We start from the raw sequence: 16,131 nt of genomic DNA, 5'->3' as shown, positions 1-16,131 counted from the left end.
CGCGGTTCGGGGATTGTGCAGATCTGGTGCCCGTGTTGGGCGGTGGACCTACACGATCTGCCTGCCGGCAAGGGCCGCCTGCACAGCTTTTCGTACCCGGCGGTAATCGGGATCGTCGCGTACCGACACAGCCGTGCGATCGTCCAACCGCACATCAAGATCGGCAATTATTCGTCCGGGTCTCGGTGACATCACCAGCACCCGGTCGGCAAGCAGAATCGCCTCGTCCACGTCGTGGGTGACCAGCACCAGAGTGAGGTCACGGTCGGCGGCCGCGGTCAGCAACCAGTGTTGTAGTTGGACGCGGGTCAGCGCGTCCAGCGCGCCGAACGGTTCGTCCAATGCCATCAACGCGGGCCTGGCGAGCATCGTCCGCAAGAAGGCGACACGCGAGCGCATACCGCCGGACAGTTGCGCGGGCCAGGCGTCCGCGAATTCGTCCAGGCCGAACTCTGCCAGCAGCGCCACGGCTTCGCGTTTGGCTTCCGCGCGTGGACGCCCGGCTATCCGCGCCGCGAGAGCCACGTTCTCCCAGACCCTGTTCCAGTCGTAAAGCCCGAGGCCTTGAGGCATCAACGCGACCTTCGGGCCGAGCGGGGCACCTGACCAGGTCAGTGACCCCGTGCTCGGTTCATCCAGGCCGGCGATGATCCGCAGCAATGTCGACTTGCCGCAGCCGGACGGCCCGACGATGCTGACCGCCTGTCCCCGATGCAGGTCCAGGTCGACCGCGCCGAGAGCATGCACGCAGGGATCGGAGAAGGTTCGGCCGACCTGATGCAATCGCAGCAAGTATCCGTCGTCGCGAATCTTCATACTCATCGTTCCGCTGCCTCCTTCCCTCGCCCGATAGAAGGATCTGACAGGCGACTATGACGTGGGGTGAAGGTTCCTGGTCGGGCCAAGACCGATGGGCCATCCGCTGCCGAGCCGAGACCCGTCGGTATCGTCCTCGAACGGACGCCGGTTGAGGCGCTGTCTTTCGTAACAGGACCCATCACGACTGCACCGCCCGTTGCCAGGGCACCAGCAGCCGCTCGCAGCCGGCAACCGCCAAATAGAGCAGCAACGTCATGACGGTGAGCACGAAGGCGCCGACGAAGACCAAATCGGTGCGAAACGATGCCTGCGCGCTGAGCAGGTAGATGCCGAGCCCCTGCCGGGCTCCGACGAACTCGGCGGTAGCGGCCGTGGCGGGAGCGTAAGTGACGGCGATGCGCAGGCCCGACATTAGTTGCCGGGCGGCGGCCGGGGTGCGAAGGTGCAGCAGAATCCACCACGTCGATGCGCCGAGGGTGGCAGCGACATCAACCTGTTCTTGATTCGGCGCGGAAAGCCCGCGGCTGAGCGCGATGATGATCGGGAAGAATCCGAACAACGCGACCAGCAGCACTTTCGCGGTCGCATCGAATCCGAACCAGATCACCATCAACGGTGCGATCGCGATCATCGGCACCGTCTGCGATATCACCAGCAGCGGCGAGGCCGCGCGTCCGAACCGCGGAAGCAGCCACAGCAGATAGGCGCCGAACACGCCCACCGCTATCGCCACGCCCAGCCCCAGCGCAACCTCGGCGGCCGTCACCTTGGTTGCGGCGAGCAGATCGGGCAGGTCGGCCATTCCCGATCGCACGATCACCGAGGGCGCAGGCAGGATCTGCAGCCGGACGTGTGCCAGCCGCACCACCAACTCCCAAGCAACCAAAACCAGCACTGCCAGCCCGACCGACGGCCCCACCAGCCCCAAGCGTTTGCTTCGCCGAGAACCGCGGGGCTTCATCTTGCCGCTTGCCGTCGACGCTGGTTGCAGGTCGAGTGACTCGTGGTCTGGCTCGTCGTCCTGTGCATCATCGGACGACAGGGCCGACGGCCCATGAGCCCCGGGTACGCCGAGGGCATCGCCCGACGCGCACCGATCAGGACCTTGCGCGGCCCTGGCCCGCAGAGCATTCATCGTCAAACCAGGAATTCATTGGTGACCAGCTCGGAAGCATCCAGCTTTGAGGTATAGGGCTGGCCGTCCGCGCCCACGACCAGGCCACCTGCGGTCAGCAGGTCCAGATAGGTTTGCCAGGCCTCCAGGTCGGCGTGCCCGACGCTGCCCTCGGCATCGGGCCAGTAGTCGGACGACAGCAGCTGCTGGCTCGCCTTGGTGAGTTCGGGGTCGAGGTTGACCTGCGGGTTGGCGTCGATCAGGATCTGTGCGGCATCGTCGGGATTGTCCACCGCATACTCGTAGCCCTTCTCGGTCGCCTGCACGAAACGGGTCACCAGGTCCGGGTTGTCCGCGATCAGCTCGGAACGCGCCGAGATCCCGAGTAGCGCCGGGGAAGTCGGCACCCCGTAGTCGTCCGGGAAGAACATCCGGAATTCGTCGCCTTGCAGCTCGTACTGCAGCACCTCCCAGGTGGCCAGCGCTTCGGCGAAATCTGCCTGGCCGGCGACCACTGCGTCCAAGGCCCCGGTGCCGACCACGACGGTGTCGAAATTGCCCTCGCCACCATCGGCCTGGATCATCTGCGTGGTGGCGAAACTCGTCGCTCCCGCACCGTAGGCGGCAAGCGTCTTGCCGTCCAGATCCTTCGGGGACTCGATGTCAGAATCCTGGCGCACCGCCACACCGTAGGACGAGCGCTGCTGCAGGTTGAACACCATTGTCAGATCGAGATCGGAGGCCCTCGCGGCGGCGAGAGTCTCCACCCCTGAGAAACCGAAATCCGCGCCGCCCGACCCCATCACCGACTCCACGCCGGCCTGCGAATAGCCGAGCACATCGAGGTCGATGCCCGCGTCGGCGTAGTAGCCCTTCTGCTGCGCGACATAGATGCCGGTGTGGTTGGTATTGGGCGTCCAGTCGAGCACGATGCTCACCTCGTCGCCCGCCTGGCCGGACGAAGTCTGGTCCGTGTCGGTGCCAGCGCCGGTGGCGCAGCCGGCCAGTGCCACCGGCAGCGCCAGAAGCCCCGATAGCAGCAGGCGTATGGGTTTCATTCGTTTCTCCTTGAAAACTCGTTGGGTTTGAGGTGGTTGTTCTCGTTCGGCGGCCGATTCGCTGTCGCTCGTGATGGGCATCGCACCGTCATGTCGCGGCATTTCGCACCGCCTCGGCGAAGCGGCGTCCGGCATCGGTGCCGAACCAACGCAGATGATCACGGAAGTAGATCTCGTAGCTCCAATCGGCCACCGAGGGATCAACCGGCGCCAGGCTCGCGTATTCGATGTTGGTCAACGCGAACTCGACCTGACAGCAGGCCACCAAGTCGGCGAGCACTTCGCCTTCTGCCGCAGGCAACGAGTAGGCCTGCCGATATCCGCCGATCACATCGTCGACGACGTCGGGACGCCAAGCCTCGCCATCCCCGGCAGTGATCGCCAGCCAGTCGATGGCATGTCGCTCGATCGCCATCGCCAAGTCGAGCAGCGGTGGATTGGGCCAGGCCAGCCCGAAGTCGATCACCGACGTGATCTGATCGCCGCGCCACAAGGTATTGGACGCATGAAGGTCACCATGGGTCCAGGCCTGCGGCCCGCTCCCGAGTTCGGCCAGCCGGTCGGCGAACGGGGACGCCAGCCTCAAGTCGGCGGCAAAATCACGCCCGGTCTTTTCCAGATATGACCGGACGCCCGGATGCGCGGCAAGCCAGGCGTCCACATCATCGTCCGAAGGCTCCCCTAGCAGTAATCGCACCTTGGTCTGGTAGACGGTGTTCAATCTCGCGAGCCCAGGATCAGGTAGCTGACCTCGCCTCTGATCGGGTGTCTGCTCCCATCCAAGGCCCGGTGACCGGCCTTGCCCATGCCCCAGCGGCCGATCTCGAATAGTCGAGCCCGCAGTCTCATCGCTCGAACCGGCCCGAGAAGCCGACAGATCCACGATCGGGATCTCGGCGGATAGTTCGCGGAGCCTACCCGCGATGCGTCCGATTTCGACCATCTCGGCTCTGGTCTTGGGCGGCAGCCATGAGGTCAGCTCACGATAGCGGTCTTCACCCGGCGCCTTCGGATTGGCCTCGTACAGCCACCGTCCATCGTCGAAGACCGTCGAGTCGTCGTCGAAGCTCAGGAATTGAACGGTCGGGAATCCGAGATCGACAAGGCGATTCACGTAGCCGTGTTTGGCCTCCAGCTGCTCCGAGGTGATCAAGGCCGGCGAGTAGCGCTTGACGAAGATCTCGCTGTCATCCGGCAGCAACGCCAGCGCGGCCGAGGCCATCGGACGATCACTGCGCCTGGTCACCCGTGGTTCTCCGGCAACTTGGGATCGCCGTGCCAGGTGGTTGAACAGATGCGTCAGATCGGCATCCGAGATGGCCGGCCAGCCGTTTGCTATGACGGCCAACTGGTCGTCGGTATCCATCAGTGCGCCTCCCCTGCGGGTCACAAGATCGCGCGAATGGGCTGCGGTCGCCCGCAGTCATTCGCTCAATCTCAGGCACGGATTTGTTTGGTCGCCTCCCTGCGCTGGCATTATCCAGATCAGGTTCGACGGTCGGAGGCTTATCCTCCCTCTCAGCCCTGCTGCGGGCTCCCGTGCGTGGCTCACGCTAGCACGGTCTCACCCGATGGCGCGTTTGGCGAGCTTTCGTCCCCGGTTGAAGCGGTCCAGCTCGTCGTCCACCGGCGAGATCACCAACCGGTCCACCACATTGACGATTGCCCTGGTCAGCACGCGTTCGGCGCGGGCACCTTTGGCTCTGGCGTCCAGTTCGACACCGACACGCGACAACAGCCCCACGAGCAGCCCGAGCACCAGCCCGCCCAGCAAGAACAATGTCGGCAGAGCCATCTTGCCCACCATGACCGACGGAATCCGCGGAAGCTGAAGATAGCCCAGCACCATATCGAGCAGCAGCCAGCCGCCGCCGATCACGGCGACGAAGAAGATGATCCACTGCAGCACCTGCACGAGTTTCCACCAGCCCTGGCCACGATCCATGGCCAGGTCGGCTGAGGCCACCGCGCGGTCGAGTTCGTCCGGCAGATCGGCTCTATGAGCAATGGTCGCCTCGCGCACCGCGTCCGAGAATCCCTCAGGCAAACCGTCACCGGCGGCGGACGCCAGGTCGCGCAACGCCGTTTCTGCCCGCGCAATCTGGACGCCTCCGGCAGTGGGCAGGCTGGTGTGTGGCACCGAGACCGGTTCGATCTCGGCGGCTCTCTTCTTGTGGCGCCCGGCATCCAGGTGCAGCATCCGCAACGGGTCCGGACGAAAACGGCTCAGCCACTTGGTAACCGGCCAGCCCGTTGCCAATCCGCCACGGCGGCGCATCGACTTCACCACGGCATCGCCGACCAGCTGGGACCCGGCGGCCTGGGCCAGCGACTTGTTCAGCTCGCGGGCTCTCGCGTCCGGCACTTTCGCGGCGACCTTGGCGTCGCCATATTCCGCGCTCAACCTCCGGGCCGCGCTCGCGATGTCGGACGACAGCCGGTTCGCGGACGACGCCTTGCTGCGCACCGTCGCAGAAATCGTCTTGCGCAGGTTCTCGATGCCTCTGCCGGTCAACGCCGACACCGCCACGCACGGGGTCTTCGACAATCCCTCGGCGTCGAGCAGCCCGCGCAAGTCACGCATGGTCTCGTGCAGCTGTTCGGGAGTCAGCCGGTCGGCCTGATTCAGCACGACCATCATCACGTCGGCATGGTCTGCCAACGGACGCAGATAGTTGTTGTGCAAGGCGGCATCCGCATACTTCTGCGGATCGACCACCCAGATCAACATGTCCACGAGCTCGACCAGCCGGTCTGCCTCGTCCCGATGAGACGTGACCGACGAATCGTGGTCGGGCAGGTCCATCAAGACCAAGCCGCCCAGCGCCGGATCGTCGCCTTGCACCAGATGCCGTTGCGGCACATCGAGCCAGTCCAGCAGGTCCTGAGGCAGCTTCGACCCCCAGTAGGCGGCCATCGATTTGTTGGTGGTCGGACGCTTCATGCCGGGGGTGGCAAGCCTGGTTCCCGAGATCGCATTGAAAAGACTCGACTTTCCCGACCCGGTCGCCCCGGCGAGCGCTATCACCGTGCTGTCACCGGCCATTGCAAGTCTGCGATCGGCCTTGCGGGTGACTCCTCGGGCTTGTTCCACCGCGCCTGCGCTCAGGCGCCCGGCGGCGAGGTCGGCGGCCTCGTCCAGAGCCTGGATGCGGGCAGCGAGTGAATCGGCGGAATGTTTTGCTCTGGCCATCACTGTTCACCGCCCTCCTTCTCGTCGGGCACAAGTTCTGCGTCGACGATCTCTCCACTATCTGCGGGTAGCTGCTCCAGTTCAACCGGCGAGCGGCCTGCGCTCCGCGGCAATGCCGCCGGTTGCCCCGGCGCCTCGATCTCGTCGGGACGCATCGATGCGCCCTTCGGCAAGGACGCTCCCCCGGTGCGTGCCTTCTCGACGGAGAGCACGGCCTGCCGCACCGCCTCGGCATCGTCGGGACCGACGCCCAATTCGTCGATGACCCGGGTGAACCGCACCAATTCGCCTGCCATCAGGCCTTCCACTCGCGCGTCGAGTTCTTCCTTCGCGGTCTTCGCCAGCTTGCGCACGGCTTCGTCACCGAAGACCGATTCGAGCAGCCGTTGAGCGAGCACGGTGGTGCCGACCGCTACTCCGCCCTCGGCGCCGGTCAGTCCGCCCGTGCTGACGAAGATGACGAGCATCAATGCCGCACCGACACCGTTGACGCTGAGCGCGGCGACGCGGGCCGAGGTGCGTTTTCCCTTGCCTTCGTCGGCCACCAGGTTGAGCACATCGGCCTGCCAGTCGCGGATCGCCCGGGACGCCCCGGCGCCCAGATCGTCGCTGGAGCGTCCCAGTTCCGGGTATCGGACGACCAGTTCCCGCCCGGCAGGGTTCGATTTCCACGCCACCACGGCGCGCTCGACCGCGGCGGCGACCTCCCCGATGATCAGCGCTTCCAAACCGCTTCCGGCCGCCACCCCGACCTGCTCGGCACGCTGCGAATTGCCCTTGAAGAAGCCGGCGATCCGGTCACGGACGCGGCCAACTCCGCGGTCGAGACCGCGCATCAGGTCACCGGTGCCGACATAGTCATGCCAGCGTGAGAGCACTTCACCGCGCAGCAGCGTGCCGTCCGCCGACTGCACCGCAACCGACCGAGCAGCCTCGGCGAACGCCTTCTGCGCGTCGCCGGCGAGTTGCTCGGCAACTTCGCGTTGGCTGTCCAAGGCGCCGGCCACCTCGGGTGCCCGACCGGTCATGGACGCGATGGCACCGTCCAAGGTGCGCTGCACGATGTGCTGGCGGGCGTCCTTGTCGGCTGCGAGGGTGGCGAGGTAGCCGCGAACCGGCGCGACTGCTGCGTCCGGAAGCAGGCCGAGATCATCGACAATGGTTTCGGGCACCGCGAACAGCGGTGCATCGGCCAGCCCGTTGTCGGTCATCATCCGGCCGAGATCGCTGGGCACCACGCTCATGGCCGCGGGCGGCACCCGGTCGAGCACCACGGCCAAGGCCGCTCCCCGCGATGCCGCCGTGTGCAAGAACTCCCACGGCACGGCATCGGCATAGCGGGCGGCCGAGGTGATGAAAAGCCAAAGATCCGCCGCATCCAGGAGTTGAGTCGCCAACAGCCGGTTCTCTTCGACGATCGAGTCGATATCCGGGGCGTCCAAGATCGCCAGGCCCTGCGGCAGCGTCGATTCGGCGACCAGCTGCAACGAGCGCTGATCCTCGCTGGAGACCTTGGATCGGATCAGCCCGGGCAGCACGCGGTCGTCCGCGAACCAGTGGGCGTCGGCCGGATTGTGAACGAGGACCGGAGATCGGGTGGTCGGACGAATCACCCCGGGCTTGGACACGACGCGTCCGATCAGGGAGTTGACCAAGGTCGACTTGCCTGCACCGGTCGACCCACCGACCACCGCCAGCAAAGGCGCCTCGAGGTTGACCAGCCTGGGTAGCACATAGTCGTCGAGTTGTCCGTTGATCTGCCGGACGATCTGCTGGGCGGCCGAGCGGTCGGGTAACGCCAAGGGGAAATGCGCCTCGGCCAATGCTGACCGTAACGATGTCAGCGATTCGGCCAAACCCATGGATACGCTCCTAACGTCCTCGCCCAATGTGCCCGTTCCTCGCGCCACAGTTCGTGATGGGCCTACCGTCACCGGCCCGACTCGTCGTCTGTGGCCACCGATGTCTACCTGACACAGAAATCTAGCCCAAATCAGCTTCGCACCAGAGCATCCACGACGCAGCCAGATCACATGCGCACCCATTGGGCTCGGGCACGAACCACAAGACCCGCTTGAACTCGGGTCCACACCCTCACGATCGGTATCCGGCGACGGCCGCCGCGACCTGCAGCCAACGGATTCATTCGAGGCCGGATGACCAGGCGTTCAGCGGGCAGGCGGCGTCCAGCCTTGCGGGGCACTGGCGACCGGGACGCCGGCGGGCGGGGCCCAGGGCTGCTGCTCCGGATGCTTGCGGGCGCGCCGATCGCTGCGGTAGTCCTTGATCTTTCGCACGAGTCTGCGCCTGGCCTCGCCCCATTCCGGAGGAATGAATGGCACACCGCGGGCATGGTCGATCGACCACACCCTGGCCACTTCTGCGTCCAGGACGAGATCGCGTTCGCGTTCGACGGCCATGGCGTCGACGATGCCGCGCATCTCGGAGTCACGCAGGTAGGCCAGTTCGGTGAGGTCGCGTTGCAGCTTCAGGGTCGCCCGGACGACCCGCGGGCCGCGTAGGAAGGCGCTGAGTGCCATCCGCCAGCGTCCGAAGATCCTGCTCATCTCGACCGGATCGTCCGGGTGCAGCCAGCCGAGCTGCACCATCTCGGTGAGCCGCTCCTTGATATTGCGCGTCTGGTGCACATAGCGGAAGACCGTGTAAACGACCAGCACAAGCACCACCGCCCAGCCGGCGATGATCATGATGAGGGTGCTGGACGACAGCGAGGCGAAGCCGTTGAACAGCATGTGACCGAATGCGGCGCACAGATAGCCTGCGACCGGTGCGAGCACACGGACGATCTTGCTGCGATTGACCAACGCAATGATCAGTCCGAGCGCGGTCATCGAGGTGAACAGCAGGTGCCCGAATGACAGCGCGACGCCGCGCAGCATGAACAGGCTGTGCAATTCGGTATCGGCGTCGGTGCCGTAGATGGTGACCGCATACATATAGCTGCGGATGTAGTAGACGACGTTCTCGGTGAAGGCGAAACCCGCGGCCGACAAGGACGCGAGGGTGAGGGCCTGGTGAACGCCGACGATGCGTCGGCGCATCGCGATGGCGATGAAGAACAAGACGGTGGCCTTGGCGGCCTCTTCGACGAATGGTGCCGAGAAGATCGCGGCCCGTGCGCCCTGAGAGGGATCGACCGGACCTTCGGCCTTCATCAATTCGCCGGCCCAGGTGTTGATCTGCAACGAGATGAACACCGCGGCGCACGCGCCCCAGCCGAGCGCCAGCCATTTCATCGACCAGGTGGTCGGGCGCAGTCTGTCGAGAAAGATCAGCAGCACGACCCAGACACCCAGGGTGATCGCCGCATAGGGGACGACCTTGAGGTAGGCCTCGTTGATCTGGCCCCAGACAAGCACGGTCGGGGTGCCGGTTGCCTCCTGGGTGACCGCGGCCACTTCTTCGATCAGTGAATCGCCGATGGTGCGGTAGACGGTGAAAAGCAGCGCAGCGTAGACGAGCGTCATCGCGAGCGTGATCCACATATAGGGGTTGCGGACGATCCGCTGGTTCCACTTGAGCGCCGGGTTCTTGTGGGCCGCGAGGCCGTTGTTGCGCCTGCGATACTGCGCCGGTTTGTCGTCGAAACTGGCTTGGCCTCGGCCATCGGGAGAGTGGCTGACCACCGTAGCAGCGCCGCGTCCGGTAACCCGCACGGGAGTCGTGGAGGCCGGGGGCCGCCACGTGTTGGCGTCAGCAGTCATGTCCGCAAGACTATCGCGGCTCGGCGCAGAGCCTCCGGTTATGGACACCGCTCCGGTGAGTCGGGCCAAGTCCCGATCCCGACGTTGTGGATCACAAATCAGGGACGAGCGCGCTGAACCCATCGCGTAATCAATCCAAAGGCGCCTCCGGTGGGGATCGAACCCACGGCCAGCCGCTTAGAAGGCGGATGCTCTATCCACTGAGCTACGGAGGCACCGACATTCTAGCGGGATGGCATAACCTTGGGCACGTGAAGGACATGCTGGTATGGATCGATTGTGAAATGACCGGGCTCAACCTGGCGACCGACGCGCTGATCGAGGTCGCGGCGCTGGTGACCGACGGTGAACTCAATGTGCAAGGCGAGGGCCTGGATCTGCTGATCCCGCCGTCCAAACAGGCGTTGGCCCAGATGGGTGACTTCGTACTGAAGATGCACACCGAATCCGGTCTGTTGGACGAACTGGAGACCGCAACGTTGAGCATGGCCGATGCCGAGGCTCAACTGCTCGACTACATCAAGACCTACGCACCCGAGGCGCGCAAGGCACCGCTGGCCGGCAACACGGTCGGCACCGACCGCACTTTCCTGGCCCGCGACATGCCAGAACTCGAAGGCCACCTGCACTACCGCAATGTGGACGTCTCGAGCATCAAGGAACTGGCCCGACGCTGGTACCCGAAGGTCTGCTATCAGGCACCTGAGAAGAACGGCAACCATCGTGCGCTCGCCGACATTCAGGAGTCGATCGAAGAGCTGAAGTATTACCGTGAGGCGGTCTTCGTGCCCGAGCCGGGGCCGTCGTCCACCGAGCTCAAGGCCATCGCGGCCAAACACCAAGGCGAGCTGACCGGGTTTGCCGCCAAAGCCTGAGGGCTTTCCGGACGCCGAGGCTGCGCTGGCCGGTCGTGTCGGCTGCCTCGCGGCGATCTCGCTGCGAGGAGGGAAAACATTCGGGCCATGATCGCACCGGTGCTTGAACAAAGCGATGCCGCCGCAGTCTGAGGGAATGACTGCGGCGGCAATTCTTTCTCCAGGCTCATCGGCCATGGGCCACCCTCCCGCCTTCGCGGCGGCGCCCGACATGGGGTCAGACGCCGATGATGCCTTGCCGAAGTGCGGCTGCGCGGCAAGCGCCTTCACCAGACAGTCGAGTCTTAACGATCGGGCGACTCCCAGATCGTCTTGATGCTGTGCAGCTTCAGGCTCGTCACCTGAACGGTGCCCGACTCCGAGCAGAGCACGATGCCTCTCGGCCCTTCGCCGGGGAAGCTGAAGGAAGTTATCGTCTCGGTGCCGTCGTTGATGAAAACCTCGACGGAGCCTCGATCGATCAGCACACGCAGTTTCAGCTTGTCGCTGCCGTCGTACGGTGCCGAGCGGTAGCCGCGGTCTCCGTTGCCGGTGAGCCTGCGATCGAGATCGACACGGCCCGCCTGATCGTCGTAGGCGACATAGGTGTGTCCACCATCTTGCGTGGCGTGTACCCTCAGCCCGAACCGCTCCGCGGACGAAGCCGCCAGGTCGACCTCGAGTTCGATCTCGGACGCGCCCCCGTCGTCCTCGGTCAGCAACTTGTCTTCATTGACCCCCAACTCAAAACTTCCAAAATCGACGGTGCCTGTGCGAAGTTGCTCGACCTCTTTGATCGGATAGCTGCGCAGATGGTTGTTACCGTCCAGGCCCAATTCGCGGGGCACGGTGAATTGGCCGCACCAATGATCGGCTTCTTGAGTGGCGATCGGGACGGTGAATGATCCCAGCCAACCGTATTCGATACGCCTGCCGTCGGGCGCCTCGAACGATTGTGGCGCGTAGAACTGGTGGCCCCAATCGATCAGGCGATAGTCGGTGATCTGCTCGAACACTTCGCCCGGTTTCCAATTGCCCACCACATAACCCGCGTTATGACCGTTACGTGCCACATATCCGTCGGGTACAGGCCCCATCGGACAATAGGTGATGGCCCATTTGTCGCCGAGCGGGAACATGTCGGGGCATTCGAGCATGTACGCATGAGGGTCGGGATCTTCGAAGATAATGCGGTCGAATTCCCAATTATTCATGTCTTTCGAGGTATACAGCCACACCTGACCGCGATTTTCGGCAGAACACGCCCCGAAAACCATGTACCAGGTATCCCCCATCCGCCAAACCTTGGGATCGCGGAAATGCAGCAAATCGGGCGGGCCCTCGACAACAACGCCCTTCTTGTCAAAGGTGATGCCGTCGTCCGAGGTCGCCATGCACTGCACCTGCAGGTTGCCCTCGTCCTCGTTCACCCCGTTGCGCCAGCGGTGCCCCGTGTAATAGGCCACCAGCTGACCCTGATCGGAAACCACTGCGGAGCCCGAGAAGACCCCATCGCGATCGGCTTCGATCGACGGAGCCATCGCTATCGGCTCACGCCGCCAGGTCACCATATCCGCGGAGGACACATGCCCCCAATGCATCGGTCCCCATTCGGCACTGTAAGGGTGGTGCTGAAAATACACCTGATAGCGGCCGCGGAAATAACACAATCCATTCGGATCGTTGATCCAGCCGGCCTTTCCCGCGATATGGAAGGTCGGATACCAGCGATCATTTCGGGCCTTGAGCTGTTCTGCGACGCCCTTCTCGGCTCGCTCTAATTGCTCTTTCATTATCAGCCTTACCTTCTTACCTTACGCATTTGAGCCCGGACCGGCCGGTGCCGCCCGGTTCGAGATTCTCTATGGTCACACGATTATCGAGCATCATTTCGTTCCCTCATTACGCCTTGCCGGTATCGGCGTCCGGCGCCGGACCGGCAGTGGCCGTGTCAACGACCACCATCTGGCCGTCACGGACGAATGGGTCGCCGAGTACTTGCTCATCGTCCTTCTTCAGGGTGAAGAATGCGTAGATGCCGGCGAGCAGGACGATCCCGGAAATCACAAAGAAGGTCGGCTGATAGCCCATGGCGTCCCGCAATTTACCGAGCGGATTCGACAGGATCACATTCCCGATCTGGGCAGAAATCTGGAACCCCACCATATACAACGTGGCCGACAAAGCCGGATTGAAATGCAGGGTGAAATAGCGGAAGACCGGCAAGATGAACAGCGGCACCTCAAGCGCGTGGAACATCTTCACGAAGGAGACAGCGACCGGATTGCTCAGCGCAGCGCACCCGAAAATACGCAAGGTCATCACGGTGACACCGAGCATCAATGTGTTACGGACGCCGATCTTGCGCATGATGATCGGGACGACGCCCATCATCGCTGCCTCGCAGAAGACCTGTGCGGCGTTGAGGACGCCGTAAACCTGCTCGCCGCGTTCCTTTGTGTCGAACAATCCGGTGTAGAAGTCGGGGAACATCTGCTGATCGAAGACCGTGTAGAAGGTCCAGGAGAAGATTACGAAGACGATAATCAGCCATAGCGATTTCATGCCGAGCAGTCCCGCCATCTCCCGGACGCCGGGCTGAGTCGTTTCGGCAGGGTTGGCCGAGTGGTCGACTTTCGCGGGCTTCCAGAACAGTTGGATCAGCAGCAGTGCGATGCCGAAAACCGTGCCCAGAATGAAATTGAGGTGCGGGTTGACGGTGAAGAGGAAGCCTGCGAACAGGGCGACCACCGCGTATCCGAAGGAACCCCACATGCGTGACTGACCGTACTCGAAGTCGAAGCGGCGGCTCATGCGTTCGGCGAAGGCTTCCAGCAGCCCAACCCCGGCCATGAAGCCGGCGGACAGCACGATGGACCCCAAGATCACGCCGAACATGAACGCATTTTTGAGTAGCGGCTCGTAGACGAAGATCACGAACGGAGCCACGCAGGAGGCGATTGCTCCGATGAGAATGGTGAGGTGGCGCTTGAGCCCCAGGCGGTCCTGAATAGTGCCGTAGAAGAACATCAAGATCAAGGTGACCAATGAATTTACCGAGTAGACGGTGCCGACATCGGCACCGTTGAGACCCAGGCCGCCGGAGGCGGTGTCCTTGGTCAGCCAGAGCTGGAAGAACGACCACCAGATGCCCCAGGACATGAAGAAAAGCAGCAAAGTCAAGGAACTATGCAGATACGACGGATTCTTGAGGGACTTCGTGAAACTGGCCACGTTGCCTGTCCCCTCCTTTCATATGCGGCGCTTCGCGCCTGTTACCCCTTCGTCGGCCCAGGCAATTCGAGTGGACTCGATTGCTCACGGCCTTCCTCGAGGCGGAGTGGTGCTGAACGAAACACACTGTCAGAGTGCGCTACAACGTTTCAGCAGCGACAATCTAACAGATTGCCTTCCCGTTGGGAATAGCTCACGAGGTCTTGGTTCGAAACAATTTCGTTCGGACGCAATGAAGATCAGGAGGCACCTTGGGCGGCGACAGAGCCGCGTTCAATGAGCGGCATCGCGACCAGGGTTTCACCTGGTGGCCCGTCGGGACCGGCGCCGGAGAGTGGCGCGTCAAGGCGGGCAAGCAGCTCTTCGGCTGCTACGCGTCCCATCTGAAGGTAGGGCAGTTGCATCGTGGTGATGGGCGGAAGCACATAGCTGGCCAATTGCTCGTCGTCGAAGGACATCACCGAGATATCGGCGGGAATACTCAGCCCACGCTGCTGGGCGGCGAGGTAGACGCCGAAGGCGATGCGGTCATTCGCGGTGAGAATCGCCGTCGCTTCGGCGTTGTCGAAGATCTCATCGGCGCCCCGGTAGCCGAGCTCGGGCTCCCAGTCGGCACCGTGCACCTCGTGGACGAAGCCCAGACCCGCGTCGTGCATCGCCTGATCGATGCCGGCGAGCCGGCGACCGATCGTCCAGGAGATTCGGGGCTCCAGGTGCTCTGCTGCGCGACCGATGAACGCGATCTTGCGATGCCCATGGGCGACCAGATGGTTGACGGCATCAAGACCGGCCTGGTGTTCATCGGGAAGCACGGAGCTATAGCCATCGACATGTCCGTTGACGATGATGACGGGCAAACCTCCGACATCTGCGGGCAGATCGACCTGTCGTGCGCGCATCAATCCGAGGAGGATTCCGTCGATGTGACGGGTGCGCATCAGCCGGACGGCGTTGTCGATGCGACGTGCCTGATTGTCGGTTTCGGCCATCAGGATCGCGTGATTGCGCTCTTCGGCTGCGTCCAAGATGCCGCGGACCATCGCTGATGCGTAGCGGGTGATGGTCACTTCGTCGGAGATGAACCCGAGCGCTTCCGAGCGTCCGGTACGCAGACCGCGGGCCGTGCGGTCAGGGGCATAACCCAATTCTTCGGCGACCTCACGCACACGTTCAGCCGTCGCCTCCGGAATTCTGGAACCCGGACGATTATTCAGCACCATGCTGACAGTGGACGCGGACAGGCCCGTGCGTGCGGCGACGTCTGCCAATGTGATTCGCTTGCCCACAGTTCTCCCTCGGATTGTGGCCAATGCTAATGGCTTACCGCAACACCGACACCCGGCACAATCGTTGCACGCCAGCAACTTGCGGCTCAGTTTTACCGAATCGAAGGCGGGACGCTATGCTAGTCAGGCTGTCGCATTCGAAACGCCGAATCGGCAAGCATGGTGGATGTAGCTCAGCTGGTAGAGCTCCTGGTTGTGGTCCAGGTGGCCGCGGGTTCAAGTCCCGTCATCCACCCTGATGTGGCGAGGTTCAAACCCTCGACCAGAGTCACCGCTCTGGTTCCGGTTTGAACCTCGCCCTTTGTTTTCGCCTCGGCAGCCCAGTTCAGTGCGTTGGCCTGCACCTCGGGATCGCACAGCGTGTCGTAAGGCCGCTGGTACGTGACGCGGGGCTCCCCGTCGTCGTCAATGAAGATGGCGGTGAAGAACGCCTGGTTGCACAGACGACGGTTCGCGTCATCGCACCGCCGGTAGATGTCCGCCGCGTGTGCGAGCAGCCCAATCGAATCTTCCAGGTTCGCGCGAGCCTCGGCGTACTGGTCGTGGTGGGCGACGATCCGGTTGTTGATCGTCTCCAACTCGGCACCGATCCGGGCTTGCTCCTGCTTGAGCAGGTCCAGCGGCACGGCGTCGGCGTAGTGCGCTTGCAGCAGCTTGACCCGCTCGTTGTCGAGACGGTCACGGTCAGCGGCGAGCCCAGCCAGCTCCTTGACATCGGCAGCCATCAGCCGGTCGAACGTGGCGTGGAGCATCCCGGCGACGTTCTGCCGGGTCTGTCCGTCGATCTGGATGGTCTCGTAGTAGCCCTCGATTAGTCGCTCCACGTCTTCGATGAGCACGGCCTGCCG

The 16,131-nt window shown here is 63.5% G+C and carries 12 protein-coding genes, 2 tRNA genes and 1 riboswitch; of the genes, 3 read left to right on the top strand and 11 right to left on the bottom strand.

Annotated elements, in window-relative coordinates:
- Positions 1–48: 48 nt before the first annotated feature.
- The 8 genes from QQ658_RS03600 to QQ658_RS03565 form a co-directional block, all read right to left on the bottom strand.
- On the bottom strand, positions 49–822 hold the full coding sequence (locus QQ658_RS03600; RefSeq protein ID WP_286026305.1) for an ABC transporter ATP-binding protein: 774 nt from the start codon (positions 820–822) through the stop codon (positions 49–51).
- A gap of 175 nt (positions 823–997) precedes the next feature.
- Positions 998–1,954: an ABC transporter permease gene (locus tag QQ658_RS03595; protein WP_286026304.1), complete on the bottom strand. Its 957-nt coding sequence runs from the start codon at positions 1,952–1,954 to the stop codon at positions 998–1,000.
- Between the two features lie 2 nt (positions 1,955–1,956).
- Positions 1,957–2,991 carry an ABC transporter substrate-binding protein gene (locus tag QQ658_RS03590; protein WP_286026303.1) on the bottom strand — a complete coding sequence of 345 codons (1,035 nt, stop codon included), beginning with the start codon at positions 2,989–2,991 and terminating at the stop codon, positions 1,957–1,959.
- Between the two features lie 88 nt (positions 2,992–3,079).
- Positions 3,080–4,357 (bottom strand): phosphotransferase enzyme family protein, encoded by a 1,278-nt coding sequence (locus QQ658_RS03585; protein ID WP_286026302.1) that lies wholly within the window; start codon positions 4,355–4,357, stop codon positions 3,080–3,082.
- 78 nt (positions 4,358–4,435) lie between these two features.
- Positions 4,436–4,542: riboswitch (TPP riboswitch) on the bottom strand.
- Between the two features lie 13 nt (positions 4,543–4,555).
- The gene (locus tag QQ658_RS03580; RefSeq protein WP_286026301.1) at positions 4,556–6,184 is read right to left on the bottom strand and encodes a GTPase; all 1,629 of its coding nucleotides are present in this window, start codon (positions 6,182–6,184) and stop codon (positions 4,556–4,558) included.
- Complete coding sequence (locus tag QQ658_RS03575) at positions 6,184–8,046, bottom strand: dynamin family protein (protein WP_286026300.1); 1,863 nt, start codon at positions 8,044–8,046, stop codon at positions 6,184–6,186. Before QQ658_RS03575 ends, QQ658_RS03580 begins: the two co-directional genes overlap by 1 nt.
- 306 nt (positions 8,047–8,352) lie before the next feature.
- Positions 8,353–9,909: a PrsW family intramembrane metalloprotease gene (locus QQ658_RS03570; RefSeq protein ID WP_286026299.1), complete on the bottom strand. Its 1,557-nt coding sequence runs from the start codon at positions 9,907–9,909 to the stop codon at positions 8,353–8,355.
- Positions 9,910–10,051: 142 nt separating this feature from the next.
- Positions 10,052–10,124: transfer RNA gene (locus QQ658_RS03565), tRNA-Arg, on the bottom strand.
- A 45-nt stretch (positions 10,125–10,169) separates the two neighbouring features.
- Between QQ658_RS03565 and orn the strand changes: the two genes are divergently transcribed.
- Positions 10,170–10,784, top strand: a complete 615-nt coding sequence (gene orn / locus QQ658_RS03560; protein ID WP_286027023.1) for an oligoribonuclease — start codon at positions 10,170–10,172, stop codon at positions 10,782–10,784.
- Between the two features lie 284 nt (positions 10,785–11,068).
- Here the strand turns inward: orn and QQ658_RS03555 are convergent, their stop codons facing one another.
- From QQ658_RS03555 to QQ658_RS03545, 3 genes are all read right to left on the bottom strand, one after another.
- A complete protein-coding gene (locus QQ658_RS03555) occupies positions 11,069–12,556 on the bottom strand; it encodes a glycoside hydrolase family 32 protein (protein WP_286026298.1) in 1,488 nt (495 codons plus the stop codon).
- 109 nt (positions 12,557–12,665) lie between these two features.
- Positions 12,666–13,997 (bottom strand): MFS transporter, encoded by a 1,332-nt coding sequence (locus QQ658_RS03550; RefSeq protein ID WP_286026297.1) that lies wholly within the window; start codon positions 13,995–13,997, stop codon positions 12,666–12,668.
- Positions 13,998–14,236: 239 nt separating this feature from the next.
- Positions 14,237–15,283, bottom strand: coding sequence for a LacI family DNA-binding transcriptional regulator (locus QQ658_RS03545; RefSeq protein WP_286026296.1), 1,047 nt, complete (start codon positions 15,281–15,283; stop codon positions 14,237–14,239).
- A 162-nt stretch (positions 15,284–15,445) separates the two neighbouring features.
- On the opposite strand from QQ658_RS03545, the gene QQ658_RS03540 reads away from it, so the two are divergent.
- Positions 15,446–15,518 (top strand) — tRNA-His (locus QQ658_RS03540).
- A 52-nt stretch (positions 15,519–15,570) separates the two neighbouring features.
- Positions 15,571–16,098 (top strand): hypothetical protein, encoded by a 528-nt coding sequence (locus QQ658_RS03535; protein WP_286026295.1) that lies wholly within the window; start codon positions 15,571–15,573, stop codon positions 16,096–16,098.
- Positions 16,099–16,131: the final 33 nt, after the last annotated feature.

This window comes from Propionimicrobium sp. PCR01-08-3, assembly GCF_030286045.1.
In the GTDB taxonomy this organism is placed as follows: domain Bacteria; phylum Actinomycetota; class Actinomycetes; order Propionibacteriales; family Propionibacteriaceae; genus Brooklawnia.
This window is presented reverse-complemented; position numbering and strand designations above follow the sequence as displayed.

What these genes read in the sequence shown, in the direction of transcription:
- QQ658_RS03600 (WP_286026305.1), bottom strand. Translation starts at nt 822, where the DNA reads ATGAGTATGAAGATTCGCGACGACGGATACTTGCTGCGATTGCATCAG.
- QQ658_RS03595 (WP_286026304.1), bottom strand. Translation starts at nt 1,954, where the DNA reads ATGAATGCTCTGCGGGCCAGGGCCGCGCAAGGTCCTGATCGGTGCGCG.
- QQ658_RS03590 (WP_286026303.1), bottom strand. Translation starts at nt 2,991, where the DNA reads ATGAAACCCATACGCCTGCTGCTATCGGGGCTTCTGGCGCTGCCGGTG.
- QQ658_RS03585 (WP_286026302.1), bottom strand. Translation starts at nt 4,357, where the DNA reads ATGGATACCGACGACCAGTTGGCCGTCATAGCAAACGGCTGGCCGGCC.
- QQ658_RS03580 (WP_286026301.1), bottom strand. Translation starts at nt 6,184, where the DNA reads ATGGCCAGAGCAAAACATTCCGCCGATTCACTCGCTGCCCGCATCCAG.
- QQ658_RS03575 (WP_286026300.1), bottom strand. Translation starts at nt 8,046, where the DNA reads ATGGGTTTGGCCGAATCGCTGACATCGTTACGGTCAGCATTGGCCGAG.
- QQ658_RS03570 (WP_286026299.1), bottom strand. Translation starts at nt 9,909, where the DNA reads ATGACTGCTGACGCCAACACGTGGCGGCCCCCGGCCTCCACGACTCCC.
- orn (WP_286027023.1), top strand. Translation starts at nt 10,170, where the DNA reads ATGCTGGTATGGATCGATTGTGAAATGACCGGGCTCAACCTGGCGACC.
- QQ658_RS03555 (WP_286026298.1), bottom strand. Translation starts at nt 12,556, where the DNA reads ATGAAAGAGCAATTAGAGCGAGCCGAGAAGGGCGTCGCAGAACAGCTC.